Below are 24,197 nucleotides of genomic sequence, written 5' to 3'. Positions count from 1 at the left end.
AACTACACCCACGTCCGGGGGCGGTAACGGTTGGCCCGTTCCACCAGTTCGATCCTCTCCTCGCCGCCGGGCGCCAGCCGGGCCAGCGTGCGGTAGGCGCGCTCCAGGCCGAAGCGCAGCCCCCGCTCGTCCAGTCCGCTGCCCAGCAGCACCCGCCCGCCGGCGGCCGGCCGGGCGGTGTCCGTGCCCCCGGAGAGTATCCAGTCCAGGGCACTGCCGAGCACTTCCGCCGACAGCGACTCGCGCCGCGCCGGGTCCAGACCGTACGCCTGGAGGGCCTCGACCTGTCCGGCGGCGGCGGTCAGGTCGTCCAGGAACGGTACGTCACCCGCGCCCGCCGCGCGCTGTCTCAGTCGCGCCCGCACCGCGGCGACCCGGGCGGCCGTGTAGTGGATGGAGGACTCCGGCACCGACTCCAGGGTGCGCACCGCGCCCTGCCGGTCCCCGGTCGCCAGCCGTACCCGGGCGAGCCCGAACGCGGCGCTCACATAGCTGAGGTCGGTGGCCCACACCAGGTGGTAGTACTCGGCCGCGTTGTCCGACTGGCCCAGCACCTCGGCGCACAGGGCGAGCGCCAGCTTGGGCGCGGCCTCGCCGGGGAAGGCGTCGTAGACCGCGTCGAAGGCGAGGGCGGCGCCCTCGAAGTCGCCGGTGACCAGGGCGGCCACCCCCCGGTACCAGACCACCCGCCAGTCCTCGGGCCGCTCCTGGTCCAGCGCGGCCAGGACGGCCTGCGCGCCGCGGTGGTCGCCGGCCTCCAGCCGGGCCCGCACCTGCCGCAGCCGTGTCTCCACGGTCTGCGCGGGCGCCGCCGCCAGCGCCCCGATCAGCTCACCGGGCGCCGAGGTCACCAGACCCGCGAGGAAGCCCGCGTTGGGGTCGCCGGGATCGACCAGCGGCACCGGCAGCGCGAGCGCGGCGGCGGGGACGTCGACCGGCCGCACCAGGGAGGAGACGGGCGGCACGGGCGCCGCCGGCGGGCGCCGCCTGCCCCGCCCGCCGGTCGCCCGCGCCCCCAGCCGCGACACGTCCCCGGCGAGCCGGGGGAACAACTCCGTGTCGGTGACCCGTACTTCGGGGCCGAACAGGGTCGACAGGGCGGGCCGGGCGTGTCCCGACCGGAGGGCCACGACCTCGCGCAGCACCCCCGTCAGCTGCTCGGCCATCTCCTGGGCGGAGCCGAAGCGGCGGGCCGGGTCCGGGTCGGTGGCGCGCACCAGCAGCCGGTAGAAGGACTCGTAGCGGCGGAAGACCTCGATGGTGTCGGGGTCGGGCAGCGAGTCGGCGTAGACGGTGGTGTAGCCCTGGAAGTCGAAGGTGAGCACGGCCAGGGTGCGGCCCACGGTGTACAGGTCGCTGGCGACCGAGGGACCGGCCTCGGCGACCTCGGGCGCCTGGTAGCCGACCGTGCCGTAGATCGCGGACTCGTCGTCGTCCACGCGGCGCACCGCGCCCATGTCGATCAGCTTGAGCTGGTCCTCGGTCTGGATGGCGTTGTCGACCTTGAAGTCGCAGTACAGCAGGTTGCGGCTGTGCAGGTGGCCGAGGGCCTCCAGCGCCTCGATGCCGTACGCGCACGCCTGCTCCACCGGCAGCGGATCGCGCCTGCCCTCCGGTGTGCGGCGGGCGTTGGCGATCTCCTTGAGGGACTTGCCGCCCAGGTACTCCATGACGATGTAGCCGTCGAGGGAGCCGGTGCGCTGGTCCAGGTGCTCCACGAAGTTGTAGATCCGCACGATGTTGGCGTGCTCGATCTCCGCGAGGAAGCGCCGCTCGGAGATGGCGGCGGCCATCGCGTCCTGGTCCCCGGTGTCCAGCAGGCCCTTGAGCACCACCCACCGGTCGGAGACGGCCCGGTCCACCGCGAGGTAGATCCAGCCCAGACCGCCGTGCGCGAGACAGCCGGCGACCTCGTACTGGCCGTGCACGACGTCCCCGGCCTTCAGCTTGGGCACGAAGGAGTACGGGTGCCCGCACTTGGTGCAGAACCCCTCGGTGCGGCCCGGCCGTTCGCCCCGCGCCCGGCCGACCGGCGCCCCGCAGTCCGAGCGCGAGCAGAACCGTTTGCGTTCGGGGACCTCGGGGTTCTCCAGGACCATGGTGTGCGGGTCGGGCCGCGGCACCTGCGGCACGTCCACCAGGCCCGCGCCCAGCCGGCCCCGCCCCGAGGAGGAGCCGGCGGCGGAGCCGGAGCTGCGCACCGACACCGAGCGGCTGGTGGAGCGGCCCGACGGGGAGCGCGACAGCCGCCCGGAGACCGAACGGCGCGACCGGGCGGACTGCGAGGAGGTGCGCGCGCTGGGCGCGCTGCCGGAGCCGTGGCCGCCGGCCGCGCCCCGGGTCACTCCGGTGGGCGGCGAGCCGACCGGCCCCGCCCCCGAGTCCGGCCCCCCGCCGGACACCACGGGCGCCAGGCCGCACAGGCCGCAGTACAGCTCGCCGCCGCCGACGTCCTCGTACACCCCCGCGCAGCCCGGCCGCTGGCAGGCCCGACCGGCCCCGCTCACGGCCGGTCCTCCCCGCGGTCCTCCGGCGCCCCGTCCAGCAGTTCGGCCGCCGCCCGCTGGTAGCGCAGCACCGCCTGCCCGGCCACCCGCAGATCGCAGGGCGCGCTCCACAGCATCCGCCGGGCGGCGTCGTACCGCTCCACCAGGAAGGGGTCCTCGGCGAGGCCGTGCCGGGCCACCTTGGCCTTGTAGGCGTCGAGCCGGCCGCGCAGCTCGGCGCGGACCGCGAGCGGCGCGGTCACCGCGGTCAACTGCTCCCGGGCGCGCAGCAGTTCCTCCTCCGCCTTGCGTTCCAGGGACTCCAGCAGCGGGGACAGCCGGTGCCACTGGCCCTGCCTGCGGTACTCGGCCGCGGTCGCCAGCTGCTCCTGGAGCACGGTCGGCGGACCGCTGACCACCGGCACCTCGGTCGCGGCGATCTTCGCCAGCACCTCGCCGCGCGCGGTGCGGGCCTCGGCGAGGGTGCGGTCGGCGCGCGAGAGCACGTCCCGCAGCCGGATCAGCCGGGCCTCCGCGTCCTGGCGCACGGTCAGCACCGCGTCGATCTCCCGCCGCACGTCCTCCAGGGCACGGGCCTCGCGGTCGTAGACCGTGGTGTCGGGACGGCCGCCGCCGGGCGCCGAACTGCCCTCGGCGGGCACCCAGAAGGCCAGCGGGTCGGAGACCACGTCGGCGCGCAGCCGGGTCAGGGTGCGGGTGATCCGCTCCAGGTCGTCCCCGGCCGGGTGCTCGCCGGGGCGCACCCCGACGGAGTGCGCGAGCTGCCGGGTGCGCTGGAGTTCGGCGGCGAGCAGGTCGATCCGCGCGGGCAGCGCCGACCAGACCGCGTCGGCGGCGACGACCAGGTCCAGGCTGGTGGCGTACAGCTCGTTCATCCGGTCCACCAGCTCGGCCAGCGAGAAGTTCTCGCTGAGCCTGCCGTCGCCCGGCCCCGCGACCGCGACGCAGGTGCCGCGCAGCAGTTCGGTCAGCTCGGCCAGGTCCTCGCGGCTGGACCAGCGGCGCCGGGAACGGATCTCACGGGCGCCGCGCAGCGCGTCGGTGTAGGCGTCGAAGTACGTCCACAGCAGGGTGATCCGCGCCTCGGCGGCCTGCCAGCGCTCCTTGGTGACGCCGGTCAGTTCGGCGCCCTCCAGGAGTCTGCGGCCCGCGTGGTCCTGGAGGGCGAGCAGGGAGGTCTCGATGGCCTCGTGCTCCTGGCCGAGCCGGGCCAGCGCACGGTCCACCTCGTCCCGGTCCATCACCGGCCCGGCGGGGTCCGTGACGCCCATCGATCACCTCTCGCTTGCTGTGTGTTCCGGTCGGCTGCGGTTCAACTGGTGCGCAGGTACTGCGGCGCGGGCGGCCTGGAGGCCGAGGAGTCCCTTCCCAGTGTCGCCGACAGCCATGTGTCGTACGACGCCTGCCAGCCGCTCGCGCGGTAGGCGACCAGTACCCGGTTGACCCGGCGTACCAGATCGGTGGCGTCCTTCTTCATCGCCACTCCGTAGTACTCGGTCGTGAACGGCGCGCCCTTGAGTTCCACGGTCGGGTCCTGGGCGGCCTGGCTCGCGGCGAGGGCGCCGTCGGTGACCACCGCGTCCACCTCGCCGAGCTGGAGCCGCACCAGGCAGTCCAGCTGGTTGGGCACCGTGGTGGAGATGTCCGTGGAGGCGGGCAGCGTCCCGGACTTCTTGTCGGCGGCCAGCTTCGCGTACGCCGTCGAACCGGCCGCCGTGCACACCTTCTTGCCCGCGAGCGTGCCGTTGTAGCCGGTGACGGGCGACGACTTGGGGGCGAGGACCTGCTGCCCGGTCTTGAAGTACGGTGCCGAGAACGCGACCTGGCCGAGCCGGTCGCAGGTGATGGTCATGGTGCGCACCACCATGTCCACCCGGCCGTCCTGGATCGCCGGGATGCGCTGGTTGGTCGGTATCGCCTTGAACTGCACCGCGTCCGGGTCGCCGAGGATGTCCCGGGCGATGCGGTGCACCAGGTCGATGTCGAAGCCCTCCAGCCGGGCGCCCTCGGTGTTCGGGTTGCGGTAGCCCCAGCGGTAGCTGTTCTGGTCGACGCCGACGATCAGTTTGCGCTTGGCGCCCTGGCGGGCCTTGATGGCGTCGACGGCGGGGCCGTCCGCGCCGGACGGGGCGAGCGTCTGGTTCTGCGCCTCGGCGTCCTCGCAGGCGCCGGCGCGGACCTGGCTGCCCTCGGCGAGCTGCCGCCCGGCCCGGTCCGGCGCGTGGCGGTGGTGCGCGGCCAGGGCGCGCGGCAGCAGCAGGACGAATGCCAGCGCCAGCGCGCACAGGACCGCCATCGTGCCGACGCCGCCCCAGCCGCGCAGCCGGCTCGCGCCCATCGTCTCGCCCCTTCTCACCGGTACTCCGAAAGCCTGCGGCCGATCCCGCCGAGCGCGCCCGCCGCGCCCAGCAGGGTGAGCACGGCCGCGCCGGCGGGCAGCCCGGTCATGGCGTCCCGCCCGGCGGTGGCGGCCCGCCGGAACTCGCCCTGTGCGTGGCCGATCGCGCGGGCCAGGTCGCCGTCGACACCGTCGAAGCACTCCCCGGTGGTGCCCTTGGCGCCGATCACCTCGTCCAGCGCCTGCTGGTAGTCGCCGTTCTCGTCGTCGGTGCGGGCCGCGGTGTGCCGCCGGCTCCACAGCCGCGCGCTGTCCTGGGCCGCCTCGACGGGAGCGGTGCCCCCGGAGTCGTCGGCGAGCCGCGCCGCCCGGCTCAGTCCCGTGCCGAGCGCCGCCATGTCCTTGTCGAAGTCGTGGTAGTAGGCGTCGTACTGCTCGCCGTCGACCGTGACGGTCTCGGCGCCGCGCGCCACCAGGCTCAGGTTCTCGTTGCCCCGCGCCTTCAGGGAGGCGATGCGGGCGTCGTGCAGGACGGTCAGGGAGCGGATGCCGTGGTCGTAGGAGCCGTCGAGACCGGCCCGGGCGAAGGTGTGCCCGACGGTCAGCCACAGCAGCGCGGCCAGCGTGGCGGAACCGGCGGCCACCAGGCCGCGGTTGAGGACGCGGTGGGTGCGCAGGAAGTCGCGGCGCTGGGCCCAGCCGAGCGCGGCGAGCGCGGCCACGCCGAGCGCGATGGCCGCCCACGGGTACGGCGTCGCGTCCGCGTAGTCGGCGTCCAGGCGGGCGTTCTCCCGGGTGTACAGGTCCTCCGCGGCCGGCAGCATGTCCTGTTGCATCTTCTCGTTGGCGTAGCGCAGATAGGCGCCGCCGACCGGATAGCCCTGCCGGTTGTAGGTGCGGGCCCGCTCGATCAGGCCCTTGTACTCGGGCAGCAGCCGGTTCAGCCGGGCGATGGTGGCCTCGGAGGCGGAGCCGGGCTCGGCGTTGGCGGCTGCGGTCACCAGGCCGGCGGCGGCGGTGCTGATGTCCTTCTCGTACCGGTCGCGGGTGGCGGCCGGTTCCGCGCCGCCCGCCAGGAAGCCGCTGGAGGCGGCCGTGTTGGCGTCGGCCAGCGAGCGGTAGATGTCGGCGGCGCCGGAGCTGAGGGGCTGGCTGCGGTGCAGTACGTCGTCGGCGGCGGACGCGCGCTGGTCGCACTGCCAGGCGGTGACCGCGCCGAACGCCACGACCAGCAGGGCGAGGACGGCACCGATGATCCGCAGCCGGCCCGGCTCGGTGGTCGCGGCGGCCCGCAGCCGGTCGGTGCCCTCGGCGAACGCGGAACGCCGCGCGGGCGGGGCGGGCGGCGGGAGCGGGGGGCCGGGCTGGACGGGGATGCCGGGGGCGGCGGGACCCGCGACGGGCGCTGCCGCGCTCTGCGGCGGGTGTGTCACTCGACCTCCCCCAGGGGCATCCGTACGACAGCCAAGTATCGCCGTACGGAGGGACGTTCCGCACCGGCCTTCACTGGATCTCGCGGGGATCCCAGTGTGCGCTGTTCATATATACGTGCCAAGCAGGTGTGCGGTTCCTCGGACCGGCGGCCCGAGGAACCTCTTACCGAAGGGGGGTCCGGCGGGGGACGGTCAGGAAGCGCCGCCGCAGCCGGAGAAGGTGTCGCTGGTGCGGGCCAGGTAGATGCTGGCACCGCCCTGGTCGTCGCTGAGCAGCGGGACGGTCAGGGTGTCGTCGGCGGTCCAGGGGTAGCCGTTCACGTCGAAGGTCCAGGTGCCGGTGACCTTCGTCGCCAGCTCCGACAGCGCGACCCAGCCGTACTGCGCCGGCGGCACGCTGATGGTGAGGCTGTTGCCCAGTTCGTCGGTCAGGCTCTGGGTGACCTTGCCGCTGATCTGCGTGCTGATCTTCGCGGTGACCGGGGACGCGCCGCCGGTGCCGAGGTCGGAACCGAGGGTGAAGCCCAGCTCGGACCCCCAGCCGGTGGTGCGCTTCATGGAGAACGTCCACGGCACCGCCGCCGTGGTGCCGTTGTACCAGACGGGCGAGACGCACTGCTGCGGCAGCGGCGCGGCCGGGGCCTGGACGCGGGTGCGCCAGGAGCAGCTGGAGGTGTCCTTCACACAGCGGGCCGCCGCGCGGTCGACGGCCGCCGCGACGGCGGCCTGCTGGGCGCCCGCGGGCAGCCGCCACTGCTGGGCCTGGCTGCCGTTGCAGCCGTAGGTGTCGGTCCAGGCATCGTTGTACTGCGCGTTGTACCAGACGTCCAGGCACTTGTCGTCCTGGACACTGCGGACCATGAAGGCGCCGGAGCCGCCGGCCACGGGCTGGAAGTACCAGCGCTCGCCGCCGCGGCCGTCGCAGGGCTGCTGGGTGAGCGGCAGCCCGGCGGTGGCGCACTTGCCGGTGTCGTCGTTGACGAGGGTGAAGGAGCCGTCCGTGCCGAGGTTGGCGCTCCACTTCTGGTGGTAGCCGGGGGCGCTGTTGGTGACGAGGAAGACGCCGTCGCCGGTGTTGCCGTTCTGCACGTCCAGGCCGCGGCCGTTGCTCACCGAGGTCAGCGTCAGGCCCGTCAGCTGGGCCGGGTCGGGGGCGGCGGTGGCGGCGCTCGCGGGGGCCGCCGTCCCGGCGGTGACCCCCGCGAGCACCGCGAGCGCGCCGAGCCCGACGGCGGCCGCGCGCCGGGCCCGGCGCCATCGGGATATGGGCTGGTGTTCCACGGGCTGTCCTTTCGCCGGTTGCAAGACGCGGGGAACCCAGGGCCCCCCGTTCGGATCGTGCCGGGCTCGCGGGCCCTGGCACCGCGCCTCGCGGCGTTGTCGTCGGTTGCCATGGCTCCGCCATGGCGCCCTCCTCCGCCTTGCGACGCACGGCACCGGACCCCGCTCCCTGATCCGGCCCGATCCGAACGAAGGACCCTAGCCCGCGCCCTCCGGGACAGGGCGCAATCCCGGCAATCACCCGGATAAACCCGCTCTTTCCCGTCAACGGCCCTTTCCGGACACCTCCCAGTGCGTCCGCGCCCGCGCCAGCGCCTCAGGATTGGCGGAAAGCCGGTCCAGGCCCAGCAGGGCCGCGCCGAGCACCGGGCGCGCGGTGACGACCCGGAGCCGCGCCTTGGGCGCGCGGGCCGCCAGCAGGGCCCGGATGCCGTCGTCCAGCCGCCGGTGTCCGGCGGTGAGCACGCTGCCGCCGAGCAGCACCGGGACCGGCTCGTCCAGCAGGTCCAGGCGGGTCAGCGCGACCGTGGCCATGACCGTCACCTCCTCGGCGAGCCGGTCCACGAGCGCGCCGGCCACCGGATCCCCGTCGGCCGCCGTGGCGAACAGCACCGGCGCCAGCTCGCCCCGGCGCTCGTACGCGATGTGCTCCAGGTGCAGCGCCTCGATCAGCGCGTCCATGGAGGACAGGCCGAAGTGGGCGGGCAGCGTGCGGGCGAGCGCCGTGGCCTCGCCCCGCCCGTCCGCCGCGCGCGCCGCGTGCCACAGCGCCTCCTCGGCGAGGCCCCAGCCGCCGCCCCAGTCACCGGAGATCCGGCCGATGGCCGGGAACCGCGCGGTACGGCCGTCGGGCCGCATCCCCACGCAGTTGATGCCCGCCCCGCAGACCACCGCCACGCCCAGGGGCTCGGCGACGCCCGCCCGCAGGATCGCGAAGGTGTCGTTGCGGACCTCCACCGAGCCACCCCAGCCGCGCTCGGCCAGCGCGGTCGCCAACCGCTCCTCCTCCACGGGCAGATCGGCGTTGGCGAGACAGGCGGAGACATGCGCGACCCGGTCGAGCCCCGCCTCGGCGAGCACCCGGCGCACCGGTTCGGCGAGCGCGTCGAAGGCCGCCGGCACGCCCACCGCGGGCGGCCGGAAGCCGCCGCCGCGGGCCGTGGCCAGCACCCGGCCCGCGGTGTCCACCACGGCCACGTCGGTCTTGCTGTTGCCCGCGTCGATGGCGAGCACGCTCGCGGTGTCGGTCGAGGTCAGGCCCACGCGAGGTGCTCCCTGTTGTGTGCGATCAGTCTGTCGGTGAGCGTGTCGGCGTACCCGTACTGGCCGATCAGCGGATGGGCGAGCAGGGCGCGGAAGACCCGGTCCCGGCCGCCGCGCAGCGCCGCCTCCAGGGCCAGCTCCTCGTACGCCGTCACGTTCGCGATCAGGCCCGCGTAGAGCGGGTCGGTCTCGGGGACCGGCAGCGGCACGGGCCCGGTGGGGCCGACCGCCGCCTGCACCTCGATCACCGCGTCGTCGGCCAGGAAGGGCAGCGTGCCCTTGTTGAGCGTGTTCACCACCTGGTACGCGCTGCCCTTGCCGCCGAGCAGGGCCGCGGCCAGGTCGACGGCGGCCTCCGAGTAGTAGGCGCCGCCCCGCCGGGCGAGCAGCGCCGGCTTCTCGTCCAGGGCCGGGTCGCCGTACATCTGGAGCAACTCCCGCTCCATGCGGGCCACTTCCTCGGCACGGGAGGGCTTGCCGCGCAGGTCGCGGACGACCTCGTCGTGGGCGTAGTAGTAGCGCAGGTAGTACGAGGGGACCACGCCCAGGCGGTCCAGGAGGGCGCGGGGCAGGCGCAGGTCGTCGGCGATGGCGTCGCCGTGCTCGGCCAGCAGCTTCGGCAGCACGTTCGCGCCCTCGGGGCCGCCGAGCCGCACGCTGGTCTCCCAGGTGAGGTGGTTCAGCCCGACGTGGCCGAGATGGACGTCGGCCGGCTCCACCCCGAGGTGGGCGGCGAACTTCCGCTGGAGGCCGATCGCCACGTTGCACAGGCCGACCGCCCGGTGCCCGGCGTGCAGCAGGGCGCGGGTGACGATGCCGACCGGGTTGGTGAAGTCGATGATCCAGGCGCGCGGGTTGGCCCGGCGTACCCGCTCGGCGATGTCCAGCACCACCGGTACGGTGCGCAGCGCCTTGGCGAGGCCGCCCGCGCCGGTGGTCTCCTGGCCGACGCAGCCGCATTCCAGCGGCCAGGTCTCGTCCTGCTGCCGGGCCGCCTGCCCGCCGACGCGCAGCTGGAGCAGGACGGCGTCGGCGCCGTCGATGCCCGCCTCCAGGTCGGACGTGGTCGTGATCCGGCCCCCGTGCCCCTGTTTGGCGAAGATCCGGCGGGCCAGTGCGCCCACCGGTTCCAGGCGTTCGGCGGCCGGGTCCACCAGCACCAGTTCCTCGACCGGCAGGGTGTCCCTGAGCCGGGCGAAGCCGTCGACGAGTTCGGGGGTGTAGGTCGAGCCGCCGCCGACCACGGTGAGTTTCATGCAGAGATCAACCCTTCACTCCGGTGAGCGTGACGCCTTCGACGAATGCCTTCTGGGCGAAGAAGAACACGAGGATCACGGGGGCCATGACCAGCACGGTCGCGGCCATGGTGAGGTTCCAGTCGGTGTGGTGCGCGCCCTTGAAGGACTCCAGGCCGTAACTGAGCGTCCAGGCACCGGGGTTCTCGGAGGCGTAGATCTGGGGGCCGAAGTAGTCGTTCCAGGCGTAGAAGAACTGGAAGAGGGCCACGGCGGCGATGCCGGGCTTCGCCATCGGCAGGACGACCCGGATGAGGGTGCGCAGTTCGCCGCAGCCGTCCACCTTGGCGGCGTCGACGTACTCGTTCGGGATGGTCGTCAGGAACTGGCGCAGCAGGAAGATGGAGAACGCGTCGCCGAACGCCATCGGGACGATCAGCGGCCACAGCGTCCCGGACAGGTCCAGCTGTTTCGCCCAGAAGAGGTACATCGGGATCACGACGACCTGCGGGGGCAGCATCATCATCGAGATCACCAGCATCAGGGCCAGACCCCGGCCCCGGAAGCGGAACTTGGCGAGCGCGTAGGCGACCGGGATCGAGGACACCACGGTGAGCACGGTGCCGAGACCGGCGTAGACCAGGGTGTTCTTCCACCAGGTGAGAAAGCCCGGGGTGTCCAGGACCTTGCGGTAGTTGCCCCACTCCCAGGTGTGCGGGACCAGGTCCCGGCTCAGCGCCTGGCTGTCGCTCATCAGCGAGGTCAGCAGCAGGAAGACGAAGGGCAGCACGAAGAAGAGGGCGGCGGCGACGCCGAGGGAGTGCACGGCGATCCACCTGAGCAGGGCGCGGCGGCGCGCGGTGCGGTCGCCGGGTGCCGCGCCCGCCTTGGGCCGTACCGACTGGTCGAGTACGTGGGTCATCGTCAGTCACCTGCCTGGATCAGACCGCCCCGGCGCCGCATCAGGAGTGCGGTGAACGCCATCGACAGGGCGAAGAGGACAAGGGCGACGACACACGCGGAGCCGTAGTCGAAGCGCTGGAAACCGAGGTTGTAGACGAGCTGGGGCAGGGTGAGCGTGGACTTGTCCGGGTAGCCGGGCTCGAACTGGGTGCCGGCGCCCTGGATCACCCCGGAGGCGACCTTCCCCGCGATCAGCGGCTGCGTGTAGTACTGCATGGTCTGGATGACCCCGGTGACCACGGCGAACATCACGATGGGGGAGATGTTCGGCAGGGTGACGTACCGGAAGCGCTGCCACGCGGAGGCGCCGTCCAGCTCGGCCGCCTCGTACTGCTCGGCCGGCACGTCGAGCAGCGCGGCCATGAAGATCACCATGAGGTCGCCGATGCCCCACAGCGCCAGCAGGGTCAGCGCCGGCTTGGACCACGTGGGGTCGCCGAACCAGCCCGGGGCCGGTACCCCGATCTTCCCCAGGATCGAATTGACCGGTCCGGTACCGGGGTTGAGGAGGAAGGCGAAGGCCATGGTGGCCGCGACCGGCGGGGCGAGGTAGGGCAGGTAGAACAGGGTGCGGAAGATCCCGGCCCCCGTCTTGATCTTCGTGATCAGCAGCCCGATGCCCAGCCCGAACAGCACGCGCAGACTCACCATCACCACGACCAGCCACAGGGTGTTGCGCAGGGCGGGCCAGAACAGCGGGTAGTGGGTGAAGACGTAGACCCAGTTCTTCCCGCCGCTCCAGACCGGCGGCCGGAAGCCGTCGTAGTGCATGAAGGAGAAGTAGAGCGTCGAGACCAGCGGGTACGCGAAGAACAGCGCGAAACCGATCAGCCAGGGCGACAGGAAGCCGAGCGTGCGCAGCGCCGCGCGGCGGCGCTTGGCGGCGAGGGTGACCGCGGTCATCGGCTACTCCGCCTGCGCGATGTCGGTGTCGATCTGCGCGGCCGCCTTCTTCAGCCCGGCGCGCAGATCCCGGACCCTGCCGCTCTCGTAGTCGTACCCCAGCTGCTGGATGGTCACCAGGTACTGGCCGCCGTTGACGGACGGCGGGGTGGTGGTGGAGTGCGGGTTCGCGGCGATGTCCAGGAAGGTCTTGAAGCGCGGTTCGTACGTCAGCTTCGGCGACTTGAGGGCGGCGAGGGTGGAGGGCACGTTGTGGATGTCGTTGGCGAAGCCGACCACGGCGTCCGTGTCCGTGGTGATGTACTTGACGAACTCCCAGGCCGCGTTCTGCCGGTGGCTGGTGGCGGCGATGCCCGTGACGGTGCCGGTGATGTACCCCTTGCCGTACTGGTCCTCCTGGCCGTCCGGTACGGGCAGCGGGGCGACGCCGATCTCGAAGTCCGGCTTGGCCGCCTCGGCCATGCCGAGCCGCCACTCGCCGTCCAGCTGCATGGCCACCTGGCCGGTGTGGAAGGGGTGCTTGGGACCCCACTCGTCGCCGAGGGTGGACCGGAACCGCTCCAGCTTTCGGAATCCGCCGAGTTCGTCCACGAGCCGCTTCTGCAACGCGAACCCCTCCCGGAAGGCGGGGTCGGCGGCCACCCGCGACTTCCCCTTCGAGTCGAAGTACGTCGGGGAGAACTGCGCGAGATAGTGCTCGCTGGTGGTCTCCCAGCCGTGGTAGTCCGGCATGAAACCGAGCTGCTTGTACGAGTCCCCGGCCGGAATCGTCAGCTTCTCGGCGTCGGTCTCGAACTCGCTCCAGGTCCTGGGCGGCCGGGCTATGCCGGCCTTCCGGAACGCCGTCTTGTTGTAGTACAGCCCGTACGCGTCGCCGAGCAGCGGCACGGTGCACCGGTTCCCGTCGAATCGGGTGTACTCGTTCATCGCCTTGGGGAAGGTCGTGGCCGGGTCGATGCCGTCCTTCTTCAGGAAGGGGTCCAGATCGACGAGCGCGCCCGAGGAACAGAACTTGCCCACGTTGTTGGTGGTGAACGAGGAGACCACGTCGGGGGCCTGGTCGCCGCCGGCGCGCAGCGCCTGGTTGATCTTGTCGTCGGTCATGTTGCCGACGACGCGCACATGGATGTTGGGGTGCGCCTTCTCGAAGCCGGCGACCAGGGACCCGACGGCCCGCACCTCGTTCGGCGCGCTCCAGGCGTGCCAGAAGGTGATCGTCGTGTCCTTGGTGGGGTCGTCCGTGGCGCCCGCGCCGGACTGCCCGGTGCACGCGGCGCCGAGCAGCACGACGGAGACGGTCAGGGCGAGCGCGGCTGCTTTGCCGGCGCTGCGCGTCGCTGGGGGCATGGCGAGGTCTCCCGGGGGGCGGTAGGGAAGGGGGAGGACGCGGTGCTCTAGCGCGAGGTGTCGAACACCTCGTCGCGGGTGGCGGCGAGCGCGGCCTCCAACGCACCGCGCAGCACCGGGTGTTCACGGATGTCACCGAGGACGAGCCGGGGGCGGGCCGCGGCCAGCTCCGCCAGCTCGGCCTGGACGAGGGCGCGCAGCACCTCGCCGCCGGCGGTCAGGGCGGAGCCGCTGAGCACCACCAGCTCGGGGTCGAGGACGGAGACCAGTGAGGCGAGACCGGTGGCCAGCCGGGTCGCGTAGGCCTCCAGCAACGCCCGGTGCGGCCCGCCCGCGTGATCGGCGGCGCGCGCCAGCAGCTCCGCGGCGACCTCGGTGTACGGCCCCGACGGCACGTCCGGGACACCGAGCGCACGGGCCAGCTTCGGCACCTCCTGGGCGCCGGCCAGCTCCTGGTAACCGCCGCTGTTGGCCCGGGTCACCTGGCGCACCAGGGGCGCGCCCGGCACCGGCAGGAAACCGACCTCGCCGGCGCCGCCGGTCCAGCCGCGGTGCAGCCGGCCGCCGAGGACCAGGGCGGCGCCCAGGCCCTCCTCGTTCCACAGCAGCACGAAGTCCCCGTGGCCGCGGGCGGCGCCGAGCCGCTGTTCGGCGAGGGCGACGAGGTTGACGTCGTTCTCGTACTCGACCGGCATCGGCAGCGCGGCGGCCAGTTCGTCGAGCAGCGTGGGGGAGTGCCAGCCGGGCAGGTGCGAGGCGTACCGCAGCCGCCCGGTGTTCGGGTCGAACGCGCCAGGTGTCCCGATGACCAGCCGGTGCACCTCGGCGCGTGCGAGGCCGGCCGCCTTCACGGCGCCGTCGAGGGCGTCGGTGACCTGCCGTACGACGGGCTGCGCGGGGCGCCGGCCGGGGGTGGGCAGCTCGTACTCGCCGACCGTGCGGCCGGTGATGTCGGCGACGGCGGCGCGGATGCGGTCCGGGGCGACGTCGAGCCCGGCGGCGTGGGCGGCGCGCGGGTTCACCGCGTACAGCTGGGCGCTGGGCCCCGGCCGGCCGGCACTGGTGCCGGTCACCCGCACCAGCCCGGCCGCCTCCAGCCGGGCCAGCAGCTGGGAGGCGGTGGGCTTGGACAGTCCCGTGAGGTTCCCGATCCGGGTCCGGGACAGCGGCCCGTGCTCCAGCAGCAGATCGAGTGCGGCCCGGTCGTTCATGGCGCGCAGCACGCGCGGGGTGCCCGGCGTACCGGCGGTTCCTGCCATGGGGGTCGACACCTGCCTCACTGTTAGGAAAGTTTCCTATTTCGGCCGAACGTAAGCCCGGCGCGGAGGAGGCGTCAATACGCGGGAGCCGTGAGGCAACAGAGTCGTTACCTCGGGGGCGTGCCGGGTGTGTCAGCCGGCGACGAGGAAGGGGCTGGTGTCGAGGGCCGGGTACGGCGCGGGCAGCGGGAGGGGGTCGCCGAGGTCGACTTTGGTGTCTCTCGAACGAGCGTGCTGAACCGTTCCCCTACTTCCGCGGCGGAGCCGTCCGCTGGGTGGTGATCGGGGTGGCCGCCGCGGACTGCGGCGAGTCGGTGTTGGAGAAGGCGGAGGGGGCGGCCACCGCGGCGGTGGGGTCCGGGGCGTCCTCGACGTCCTCGACGGCCGTCGCGCCGCCGACGATCCGGATGCTCGCCGCGTCGAAGGCGCGCTTGACCCGCCAGCGCAGCTCGCGTTCGACCGTGACCGACTTGCCCGGCATGGTCTTGGCCGACAGCCGCACCACCATGGAGTCGATGAGGACCGAGTCCAGGCCGAGGACCTCGATCGGGCCCCACAGCAGCTCGTTCCAGGGCTCTTCCTTGCTCATCTTCTCGGCGACCTCGTCCAGCGTCGCCTTGACCCGGTCCAGGTCCTCGCCCGCCCGCACGGTCACGTCGACGCCGGCCGTCGCCCAGCCCTGGGAGAGGTTGCCGATCCGCTTGACCTCGCCGTTGCGGACGTACCAGATCTCGCCGTCGGAGCCGCGCAGCTTGGTGACGCGCAGCCCCACCTCGATCACCTCGCCGGTGGCCACGCCCGCGTCGATCACGTCACCGACGCCGTACTGGTCCTCCAGGATCATGAACACGCCGGAGAGGAAGTCCGTGACGAGGTTGCGCGCGCCGAAACCGATCGCCACACCGGCCACACCGGCCGACGCCAGCAGCGGCGCCAGGTTGATCTTGAAGGTGGACAGCACCATCAGCGCCGCCGTGCCCAGGATCAGGAAGCTCGCCACCGAGCGCAGCACGGACCCGATCGCCGCGGAACGCTGCCGCCGCCGCTCGGCGTTGACCAGCAGACCGCCCAGCGCGGTGCCGTCCACGGCCTGCGCGGTGCGCGCCATCCGCTCGATCAGCTTGGTGATCGCCCGCCGCACCAGCGCGCGCAGCGCCACCGCCACCACGATGATCAGCAGGATCTGCAGACCCATCGCGAGCCAGGTCGACCAGTTCTCCTCGACCCAGCTCGCCGCGTTCGTCGCGCTGTCCTGGGCGTCCTGGAGCGTCGGCACGGCCGGCGCCGTACCGGACGGCGACGGGGACGGTGACGCACCGGCGGCCGTCAGGACCACGGGCAAGGACGACACGGCAGGTACCTCCAGGTGCTGCGTGTCCGCACCGGCGGGGCGGTCAAGGGCTGCGAGATCACGAAAGGACCACCGGTCGGACAGGACCACCACACTAACGGGGCATTGTGTGTGCCCCTGGCGGATCCGCCAAGGAGGGGCGCAGGAGAGACACGGCTCACCCTGGCTTGAACAGGCGGTGAAACGGGGGATGAATCACCTGTGGTCGAAAACACTCCCAGCCCGTTACCGGGACATGGTGGCGCCGCCACCAGGCATGAGGGGAGACTGGCTGCAGATCGTCCCGGCGCGAGCCACGCGCCGCCGACGCCCAAGGAGGCACCCGTGCCGCATGTCCTGGTCCTCAACGCGTCGTACGAGCCGCTCGGCGTCGTACCGCTCCGCCGCGCGCTCGTCCTCGTCCTGGAGAACAAGGCCGTCTCCCTCGAGGAATCCGGCGCCTATATGCACAGCGCAACCGTCACAGTCCCCGCACCCAGCGTGGTCCGGCTCAAGCGATTCGTCCGGGTTCCCTATCGGGGGCCCGTACCTCTGACCCGTCGTGCGCTCTTCGCGCGGGACGGGGGCCGGTGCATGTACTGCGGTGGCGTCGCAACCAGCGTCGACCACGTCATCCCGCGCAGTCGCGGGGGCAAGCACGTCTGGGACAACGTGGTGGCCTCCTGCCGCCGCTGCAACCACGTGAAGGCCGACCGCCACCTCGTCGAACTCGGCTGGCGCCTGCGCCACAAACCGGCTCCGCCCACCGGTCTGGCCTGGCGCATCATCGGCACCGGCCACCGGGACCCCCGCTGGCTGCCCTATCTCCAGCCGTACGGCGCGGACGACGCCATGGCCCGGATCGACGGCATCTCAGCCTGACGATCCGGGCCTTCGCGCATTCCGACGGCCGTACGGCCCCGGGAGCCCCCCGCGCCCCCGGGACCGCACGGCCGTGCCCGCGCACCGGTCACGCGCGCGTCAGGCCTACCGCGGCGCCGCCGGCTCAGGGCGCACTCCGCCGGGAGCCCGGTCGCCGGATCGGCGCCCGGATCCGTCCTCACCGCCGTCAGCTCCGGCATCCGCGCCTCGGGCGCGGCCTGCCGGGCGCGCAGACGGGCGGCCGGACCGCCACCGGCCGGGATGGGCGTGTACGGAGTGAATAGTGAGTGCGACCGCGTTCACGGGGTAGGGCTGCGATAACCCCCGAAGGCCCGGCCCGCCCGATCCGCGGTCCGGGCCCCAGGTCGCCGTACAGGACAAGGAGGCCCCCGTGGCCGCACCGGCCCGAACCCCGATCCCGGCCCAGTGGAAACACGGCCGGGGTACAGGTGAGCGAAAACCGTTGGTGGAGACGTCCGCCGAGACCATCGAGTCGATGGAGTCGAGCGAGACCGGCGAGATCAGGCTGTACGCGTTCAACGCGGAGGCCGCCGCCACCACCGCGCCGCTGACCAGCGAACCACCGCTGCCCGACGCCGAGCCCCTGACCAGCGAACCGCCACTCGCCGACACCGGCTCCCTGACCAGCGAGCCGGACCCGTACGCGGCGGGGGCGTAGATGACCGGGGCGCCCGCGGACGCGGAACTGTCCCGGCTCGCCGAGCTGCACGGGGTCACCGTCTCCTACCGCCCCGCCCCCGACCGCACGGTCACCGTCCCCACCTCCGCCGTGGTCGCCGCCCTGGCCGCCCTCGGCGTCGACGCGGGCAGCCCGGACGCGGTCCGCGCCGCGCTCGCCGGCCGGGAGCGCGAGCTGCGGGAGCGGCTGCTGCCGCCGACCGTCGTGCACTGGGCGGGCGACCCGCGCGGGCCCGCCGCCCTCGCCGACCTGCCCCCCGGCACCCGGCTGCGGGTGGAGACGGAGGAGGGCACGGAGGGGACCGGCTGGGAGTCGTACGGCGACGCCGGGGCGCGAGAGGACGCCGCCCCCTCGTCCGCCGCCGCCCTCGTCGCCGGACTGCCCCTGGGCGTCCACCGGCTGACCGCCCTCGCCCCCGACGGCCGCACCGCCCGCGCCCACCTCGTCGTCGCCCCCGACCGGCTGCCGGCCCCGCCCGGCCGCTCCCACGGGCTGCTCGTCCAGCTGTACTCGCTGCTGTCGCGGCGCTCCTGGGGGATGGGCGACCTCGGCGACCTCGCGGAGCTGGCGGGCTGGGCCGGGCGGACCGCCGGAGCCGGGTTCGTGCAGGTCAACCCGTTGCACTCGGCCGTGCCCGGCGCGCCCACCGACCCCTCGCCCTACCGGCCGTCCTCCCGGCGCTTCCCCGACCCCGTGCACCTGCGGATCGAGGACGTGCCCGAGTACGCGTACGTCACGGACCGCACCCGGCTCGACGCGCTGCTGGAGCGGGCCGCAAAGCTGCGCACCGCCGTCCTCGACAAGGGCGCCCTCATCGACCGGGACGCGGTGTGGGAGGTGAAGCGGCAGGCGCTGGAAGAAGTGCTCGCCGTGCCCCTGGGCCCCGGCCGGCAGGCCGCCTACGACGCCTTCCGCGCCGCCCACGGACAGGCCCTCGACGACCACGCCGCCTACCACGCCCTCGCCGAGGTCCACGGCCCCGACTGGCGCGCCTGGCCGGACGGACTGCGCGACCCGCGTTCCGCGGCGACCGCCCGCGCCCGCGCCGCCCTCGCCGACCGCGTCGCCTTCCACACCCGGCTGGCCTGGCTCACCGACGGACAGCTGCGGGCCGCGCAGCGCGTCGCCCGGGAAGCCGGGATGGCCGTCGGGATCGTGCACGACCTCGCCGTGGGCGTGCATCCGGCCGGCGCCGACGCCTGGGCGCAGCAGGACGTCTTCGCCGCCGGCATGTCGGTCGGCGCCCCACCGGACGCCTTCAACGCCCGGGGTCAGGACTGGGGCCTGCCGCCCTGGCGCCCCGACCGCCTCGCCGCCACCGGATACGCCCCCTACCGCGCCCTGCTGCGCGCCCTGTTCCGCTACGCGGGCGCCCTGCGCATCGACCACGTCATGGGCCTGTTCCGGCTCTGGTGGGTGCCCGAGGGCAGCCCGCCCACCGAGGGCACCTACGTCCACTACGACGCCGAGGCCATGCTCGCCGTCCTCGCCCTGGAGGCCGGGCGTGCCGGGGCCGTCGTCATCGGCGAGGACCTCGGCACCGTCGAGCCCGGCGTCCGCGAGACACTGCAACGGCGCGGGGTGCTCGGCACCTCCGTGCTCTGGTTCGAACGCGACTGGACCGGCGACGGCCGCCCGCTGCCTCCCGAGCACTGGCGCGCCGACTGCCTCGCCACCGCCACCACCCACGACCTGCCGCCCACCGCCGCCCGGCTCACCGGCGACCACGTCGACCTGCGCGACCGGCTCGGCCTGCTCACCCGCCCCGCCGGCGAGGAACGCGCCGAGGCCGCCGCGGACGCCGCCGAATGGCTCGCCCTGCTGGGCAGCCTCGGCCTGCTGGACAGCACGGCGGCCGGGCCACCCGGCACCGACGAGGAGGCGGAGATCCGCGCCGTCCACCGCTTCCTGCTGCGCACCCCGGCCCGGCTGGTCGGCCTCTGGCTCCCGGACGGGGTGGGCGACCGCCGCCCGCAGAACCTGCCGGGCACCAGCGCGGAGTACCCCAACTGGCGGCTGCCGATCGCGGACCGCACGGGCCGGCCGGTGCCGCTGGAGGAACTGACGGCCGCGCCGCGGCTGCGCGCGCTGCTGGAGGTGTTCGGGCAGCTCAGGGGCGGGGGAGCGGCTGCTACGGGACCCCGGGCGCGCGGCCTTCCGGGTGATTCGCTAACTTGAGATCGTGGACAAGAAGAACGCCCTGCGCGCCGGCGCCCTGGCCGCCGGTACGACGCTGATGATGCTGCTCATGTCGTCCCCCGCGCTCGCGCTGACCCGCGACGACGGCGACGACCCCGGCCCGGGCCTGAGCGTCATCCAGACGCTGGGCCTGTACGTGCTGATCCCGCTCGCCCTGTTCGGGGTCATCGCCGGTCTGGTGATGGTGCTGGACAAGTCCCGCGCGAAGGGGAAGACCACCTCGTCCAACATCACCGTCAAGTCCGACGCGCAGGCCAACAAGGCCTGACCGTCCGGTTCTCTTCTCCGGGGGCGCCTGTCCTCCCGCCGGTACGCGCGCAAGCGGTACCGCGGGGAAGGTCGGCGCCCTCGGCGTTTTGCACCTCTAGACTCTCCGGCATGGCGTTCATGAGCACTCCGCACTGCTGCTTCCTCTGATCGGAGGGCGGCGAGGGCGTTGCCGGACGGCATCGCCCTCCTCGGCGTGCCCGTCGGCCTGGACCCCGGGCACCTTCCCCTTCCTTTCGGACCGTGCCAGGAGTGCCTGCTCATGCCCCCGTCGTATCCCCCTGCCCTCATACCGTTCCTCCCCCTGCTGCGCTGCCCCGCGTGCGGCGCGCCCCGCCTGGATCCCGACCGCGGCGCCCTGCGCTGTCCGGCCGGGCACGCCTTCGACATCGCCCGCCACGGCTACGTCGGCCTCCTCACCGGGGCCCGCGCCACCAGCGGCGACGACGCACCCATGGTCCGCGCCCGGGAGCGCTTCCTGGCCGCCGGCGGGTACGAGCCGATCCGCGGCGCGGTCGCCCGGCTGGCCGCCGCCCGGCCGGCCGGGCCGGGCAGGGTCCTGGACGCCGGCTGCGGCACCGGGTACTACCTCGCCGGAGTCCTCGACCGGCTGCCCGGCGCCCACGGACTGGGCCTCGACTCCTCGGCGCGCGCCCTGCGTTCGGCCGCCCGGGCGCACGACCGGGCCGCCGCGGTGAGCTGGGACCTCTTCCGCCCCCTCCCGCTCGCCGACCGGGCGGCGGACGTGGTGCTGGACGTGTTCGCCCCGCGCAACCCGGAGGAGTTCCACCGGGTGCTGCGCCCGGGCGGCCGGCTGGTCGTCGTACGGCCCACCGCGCGGCATCTGGCCGAGCTGCGCCGCCGGCTGCCCAGGGCGGTCGCGGTCGACCCGGACAAGGAGCGGCGGCTGCACCGGGCGCTGGACCCCTACTTCGAGGCCGCCCGCACCGAACGGGTCGAGTACCGGCTGTCCCTCGACACGGAGCGGGCCGCCGACCTGGTCGGGATGACGCCGAGCGCCCGCCACCTGGACGCGGCCGGTGCCGGGCCCGGGGCCGGACCCGTCACCGTCTCCGTCCTCGCGACCGTCTACCGGCGCCGCCCGGCACCGGTCAGCCCCGCCGCACCTCGTACAGGAAGCACCCGTACTCCACCGCCCTGACGTGCACCAACTCCACCTCCGGGTCCTCGAAGGCGGCCGTGAGGGCGGCGTGGAAGCCGGCCGCGACCAACCGGCCGCCGAGGATGCGGCCCTCGGCGGAGTAACGGCGCAGGACGCGGTGGGAGTTGTCGAGGGGGAGGGCCTGGCCCGCCCAGCCGGGGCACTCCTCGGCGTGGACGAAGACCGGGCCCTGCTCGTCGTAGGCGCCGGGACGGGCGCCGGTCGCGGCCGCCCAGCGGCGCAACGGCGCGTACGAGACCAGGGCGATGCGCTCGCCCGGCGCGCTGCGGCGCAGACAGCAGCGCAGCGGGGCGCCGCCCTCCTCGTCGGTGAACGGGGCGGCGGGACGGCCCGCGTCGTCCACCGTCCGCAGGGCGCGCAGGGTGTCGGCGGGTACGGGGCACACGGTGTAGGTCGTCATGAGTCCACCCTCCGCCGACGGCGCCCGCGTCACCGGCGGGATGCGGACATCGCGTTCCCGCCAGGTGGCATGGAAGGATGGCGCAACCCACACATAACGAGGAGATGACCGCGTGCCTGGCACAAACCTGACTCGCGAAGAGGCGCAGCAGCGGGCCGAGCTGCTCACCGTTGACTCGTACGAGATCGATCTCGACCTCTCCGGCGCGCAGGAGGGCGGTACCTACCGGTCCGTGACCACGGTGCGCTTCGACGTCGCCCGCGGCGGGACGGAGTCGTTCATCGACCTGGTGGCCCCGGCCGTCCACGAGGTCGTGCTCAACGGCGACCGGCTGGAGCCCGCCGAGGTCTTCGCGGACTCGCGGATCGCGCTGCCCGGCCTGCTGGAGGGCCGCAACGTCCTGCGGGTCGTCGCCGACTGCGCCTACACCAACACCGGCGAGGGCCTGCACCGCTTCGTCGACCCGGTGGACGAGCAGGCGTACCTGTACACCCAGTTCGAGGTGCCGGACGCCCGCCGGGTCTTCGCCTCCTTCGAGCAGCCGGACCTCAAGGCCACCTTCCAGTTCACCGTGAAGGCGCCCGCGGGCTGGACGGTGATCTCGAACTCGCCGACCCCCGAGCCGCAGGACGACGTCTGGACGTTCGCGCCGACCCCGCGCATCTCGACGTACATCACCGCGCTGATCGCCGGCCCGTACCACGCCGTGCACAGCGTCTACGAGAAGGACGGGCAGCGGGTGCCGCTCGGCATCTACTGCCGTCCCTCGCTCGCCGAGTTCCTGGACGCGGACGCCATCTTCGAGGTCACCCGGCAGGGCTTCGACTGGTTCCAGGAGAAGTTCGACCTCGCGTACCCGTTCGAGAAGTACGACCAGCTCTTCGTGCCCGAGTTCAACGCGGGCGCCATGGAGAACGCGGGCGCGGTCACCATCCGCGACCAGTACGTCTTCCGGTCCAAGGTGACCGACGCGGCGTACGAGGTGCGCGCGGAGACGATCCTGCACGAGCTGGCCCACATGTGGTTCGGCGACCTGGTCACCATGGAGTGGTGGAACGACCTGTGGCTGAACGAGTCGTTCGCCACCTTCACCTCCATCGCCTGCCAGGCGGCGGCGCCCGGCTCGCGCTGGCCGCACTCGTGGACCACGTTCGCCAACTCCATGAAGACCTGGGCGTACCGGCAGGACCAGCTGCCCTCCACGCACCCGATCATGGCGGACATCCGCGACCTGGACGATGTCCTCGTCAACTTCGACGGCATCACCTACGCCAAGGGCGCCTCCGTCCTCAAGCAGCTGGTGGCGTACGTCGGCGAGGACGAGTTCTTCAAGGGCGTGCAGGCGTACTTCAAGCGGCACGCGTTCGGCAACACGCGCCTGTCCGACCTGCTGGGCGCCCTGGAGGAGACCTCCGGCCGCGATCTGAAGACCTGGTCGAAGAAGTGGCTGGAGACGGCCGGCATCAACATCCTGCGGCCGGAGATCGCCACCGACGCCGAGGGTGTCGTCACCTCCTTCGCCGTCCGCCAGGAGGCCCCCGCGCTGCCCGCGGGCGCCAAGGGCGAGCCGGTGCTGCGCCCGCACCGCATCGCCATCGGCCTGTACGACCTCGACGCCGACGGCAAGCTGGTGCGCACCGACCGCGTGGAGCTGGACGTCGACGGCGAGCTGACCGCCGTACCGCAGCTGACCGGCAAGCGCCGCCCTGCCGTGATCCTGCTCAACGACGACGACCTGTCGTACGCCAAGGTCCGCCTGGACGAGCAGTCCCTCGCGGTCGTCACCGAGCACCTCGGCGACTTCACCGAGTCCCTGCCGCGCGCCCTGTGCTGGGCCTCCGCCTGGGACATGACGCGGGACGCCGAGCTGGCCACCCGCGACTACCTCTCGCTGGTGCTGTCCGGCATCGGCAAGGAGTCCGACATCGGCGTGGTGCAGTCGCTGCACCGCCAGGTGAAGCTGGCCATCGACCTGTACGCCGACCCGGCCGCCCGCGAGCCCCTGCTCACCCGCTGGACCGACGCCACCCTCGCGCACCTGCGCGCGGCCGAGGCGGGCAGCGACCACCAGCTGGCCTGGGCGCGGGCGTTCGCGGCGACCGCGCGCACCCCGGAGCAGCTGGACCTGCTGGAGGCCCTGCTGGACGGCTCGCAGAGCATCGAGGGCCTGGCCGTGGACACCGAGCTGCGCTGGGCGTTCGTGGAGCGGCTGGCCGCGGTGGGCCGGTTCGACGAGGCGGAGATCGCCGCCGAGTACGAGCGGGACAAGACCGCCGCCGGTGAGCGGCACGCGGCCACCGCGCGCGCGGCCCGGCCGACCGAGGAGGCGAAGGCGGAGGCATGGTCCTCGGTGGTCGACTCCGACAAGCTGCCCAACGCGGTGCAGGAGGCCGTGATCGGCGGCTTCGTCCAGACCGACCAGCGTGAGCTGCTGGCGCCGTACGCCGAGCGGTACTTCGAGATTGTCAAGGACGCCTGGGACTCCCGTTCGCACGAGATCGCCCAGCAGATCGCCATCGGGCTCTACCCGTCGCTCCAGGTCTCCCAGGAGACCCTGGACCGGACGGACGCCTGGCTGACGGCGGCCGAGCCGAGCGCGGCCCTGCGCCGCCTGGTCTCCGAGTCCCGCGCGGGCATCGAGCGCGCCCTGAAGGCACAGGCCGCGGACGCGGCCAAGTAGCACGCGGTACCCGAAGGGGCGCCCGGC

The 24,197-nt window shown here is 73.4% G+C and carries 19 protein-coding genes; 6 read left to right on the top strand and 13 right to left on the bottom strand.

Features of this window, described 5'->3' with window-relative positions:
* Positions 1 to 2: 2 nt before the first annotated feature.
* From ACSP97_RS13270 to ACSP97_RS13215, 12 genes are all read right to left on the bottom strand, one after another.
* Positions 3 to 2,507, bottom strand: a complete 2,505-nt coding sequence (locus ACSP97_RS13270) for a tetratricopeptide repeat protein (protein WP_440557611.1) — start codon at positions 2,505 to 2,507, stop codon at positions 3 to 5.
* Entirely contained in the window at positions 2,504 to 3,778 is a 1,275-nt protein-coding gene (locus ACSP97_RS13265; RefSeq protein WP_364724307.1) for a hypothetical protein, read from the bottom strand. Before ACSP97_RS13265 ends, ACSP97_RS13270 begins: the two co-directional genes overlap by 4 nt.
* A gap of 41 nt (positions 3,779 to 3,819) precedes the next feature.
* Positions 3,820 to 4,845, bottom strand: coding sequence for a glutamate ABC transporter substrate-binding protein (locus ACSP97_RS13260; protein ID WP_358678655.1), 1,026 nt, complete (start codon positions 4,843 to 4,845; stop codon positions 3,820 to 3,822).
* Between the two features lie 14 nt (positions 4,846 to 4,859).
* Positions 4,860 to 6,278 carry a hypothetical protein gene (locus ACSP97_RS13255; protein WP_388310662.1) on the bottom strand — a complete coding sequence of 473 codons (1,419 nt, stop codon included), beginning with the start codon at positions 6,276 to 6,278 and terminating at the stop codon, positions 4,860 to 4,862.
* 192 nt (positions 6,279 to 6,470) lie between these two features.
* Complete coding sequence (locus ACSP97_RS13250) at positions 6,471 to 7,559, bottom strand: RICIN domain-containing protein (protein ID WP_358678403.1); 1,089 nt, start codon at positions 7,557 to 7,559, stop codon at positions 6,471 to 6,473.
* Between the two features lie 264 nt (positions 7,560 to 7,823).
* Positions 7,824 to 8,822 (bottom strand): N-acetylglucosamine kinase, encoded by a 999-nt coding sequence (locus ACSP97_RS13245; RefSeq protein ID WP_355144815.1) that lies wholly within the window; start codon positions 8,820 to 8,822, stop codon positions 7,824 to 7,826.
* Positions 8,813 to 10,078, bottom strand: coding sequence for a 6-phospho-beta-glucosidase (locus ACSP97_RS13240; protein ID WP_358271185.1), 1,266 nt, complete (start codon positions 10,076 to 10,078; stop codon positions 8,813 to 8,815). The genes ACSP97_RS13245 and ACSP97_RS13240 overlap by 10 nt, the downstream gene beginning before the upstream one ends.
* A 7-nt stretch (positions 10,079 to 10,085) precedes the next feature.
* Complete coding sequence (locus tag ACSP97_RS13235) at positions 10,086 to 10,979, bottom strand: carbohydrate ABC transporter permease (RefSeq protein WP_440557607.1); 894 nt, start codon at positions 10,977 to 10,979, stop codon at positions 10,086 to 10,088.
* Positions 10,980 to 10,981: 2 nt separating this feature from the next.
* Positions 10,982 to 11,923: a carbohydrate ABC transporter permease gene (locus tag ACSP97_RS13230; protein ID WP_355144809.1), complete on the bottom strand. Its 942-nt coding sequence runs from the start codon at positions 11,921 to 11,923 to the stop codon at positions 10,982 to 10,984.
* Positions 11,924 to 11,926: 3 nt separating this feature from the next.
* The gene (locus ACSP97_RS13225; RefSeq protein WP_440557605.1) at positions 11,927 to 13,270 is read right to left on the bottom strand and encodes an ABC transporter substrate-binding protein; all 1,344 of its coding nucleotides are present in this window, start codon (positions 13,268 to 13,270) and stop codon (positions 11,927 to 11,929) included.
* A 47-nt stretch (positions 13,271 to 13,317) separates the two neighbouring features.
* A complete protein-coding gene (locus ACSP97_RS13220) occupies positions 13,318 to 14,529 on the bottom strand; it encodes an ROK family transcriptional regulator (protein WP_355144805.1) in 1,212 nt (403 codons plus the stop codon).
* Positions 14,530 to 14,776: 247 nt separating this feature from the next.
* Complete coding sequence (locus tag ACSP97_RS13215) at positions 14,777 to 15,880, bottom strand: mechanosensitive ion channel family protein (RefSeq protein ID WP_358271191.1); 1,104 nt, start codon at positions 15,878 to 15,880, stop codon at positions 14,777 to 14,779.
* Between the two features lie 324 nt (positions 15,881 to 16,204).
* Here ACSP97_RS13215 and ACSP97_RS13210 point away from each other — a divergent pair, with 324 nt between their 5' ends.
* The 5 genes from ACSP97_RS13210 to ACSP97_RS13190 all read left to right on the top strand — a co-directional run bounded on the left by ACSP97_RS13210 (position 16,205) and on the right by ACSP97_RS13190 (position 21,069).
* Positions 16,205 to 16,741, top strand: coding sequence for an HNH endonuclease (locus tag ACSP97_RS13210; protein ID WP_070027169.1), 537 nt, complete (start codon positions 16,205 to 16,207; stop codon positions 16,739 to 16,741).
* A gap of 391 nt (positions 16,742 to 17,132) precedes the next feature.
* Positions 17,133 to 17,420, top strand: a complete 288-nt coding sequence (locus ACSP97_RS13205) for a hypothetical protein (protein WP_388288881.1) — start codon at positions 17,133 to 17,135, stop codon at positions 17,418 to 17,420.
* A complete protein-coding gene (malQ, locus tag ACSP97_RS13200) occupies positions 17,421 to 19,619 on the top strand; it encodes a 4-alpha-glucanotransferase (protein ID WP_440557601.1) in 2,199 nt (732 codons plus the stop codon).
* A 4-nt stretch (positions 19,620 to 19,623) separates the two neighbouring features.
* A complete protein-coding gene (locus ACSP97_RS13195; protein WP_180331052.1) occupies positions 19,624 to 19,908 on the top strand; it encodes a hypothetical protein in 285 nt (94 codons plus the stop codon).
* Between the two features lie 261 nt (positions 19,909 to 20,169).
* A complete protein-coding gene (locus ACSP97_RS13190; RefSeq protein ID WP_440557599.1) occupies positions 20,170 to 21,069 on the top strand; it encodes a methyltransferase domain-containing protein in 900 nt (299 codons plus the stop codon).
* Here the strand turns inward: ACSP97_RS13190 and ACSP97_RS13185 are convergent.
* The gene (locus ACSP97_RS13185; protein WP_440557597.1) at positions 21,020 to 21,490 is read right to left on the bottom strand and encodes a DUF1203 domain-containing protein; all 471 of its coding nucleotides are present in this window, start codon (positions 21,488 to 21,490) and stop codon (positions 21,020 to 21,022) included. The genes ACSP97_RS13190 and ACSP97_RS13185 overlap by 50 nt on opposite strands.
* 112 nt (positions 21,491 to 21,602) lie before the next feature.
* Between ACSP97_RS13185 and pepN the strand changes: the two genes are divergently transcribed.
* The gene (gene pepN / locus ACSP97_RS13180) at positions 21,603 to 24,170 is read left to right on the top strand and encodes an aminopeptidase N (protein ID WP_355144794.1); all 2,568 of its coding nucleotides are present in this window, start codon (positions 21,603 to 21,605) and stop codon (positions 24,168 to 24,170) included.
* The last annotated feature ends 27 nt before the right edge of the window (positions 24,171 to 24,197 follow it).

Source organism: Streptomyces sp. SCPE 10, assembly GCF_051980735.1.
Taxonomy (GTDB): Bacteria; Actinomycetota; Actinomycetes; order Streptomycetales; family Streptomycetaceae; genus Streptomyces; species Streptomyces misionensis.
Note: the sequence above shows the minus strand (reverse complement) of the source record. Positions and strands in the feature narration are given on the sequence as shown.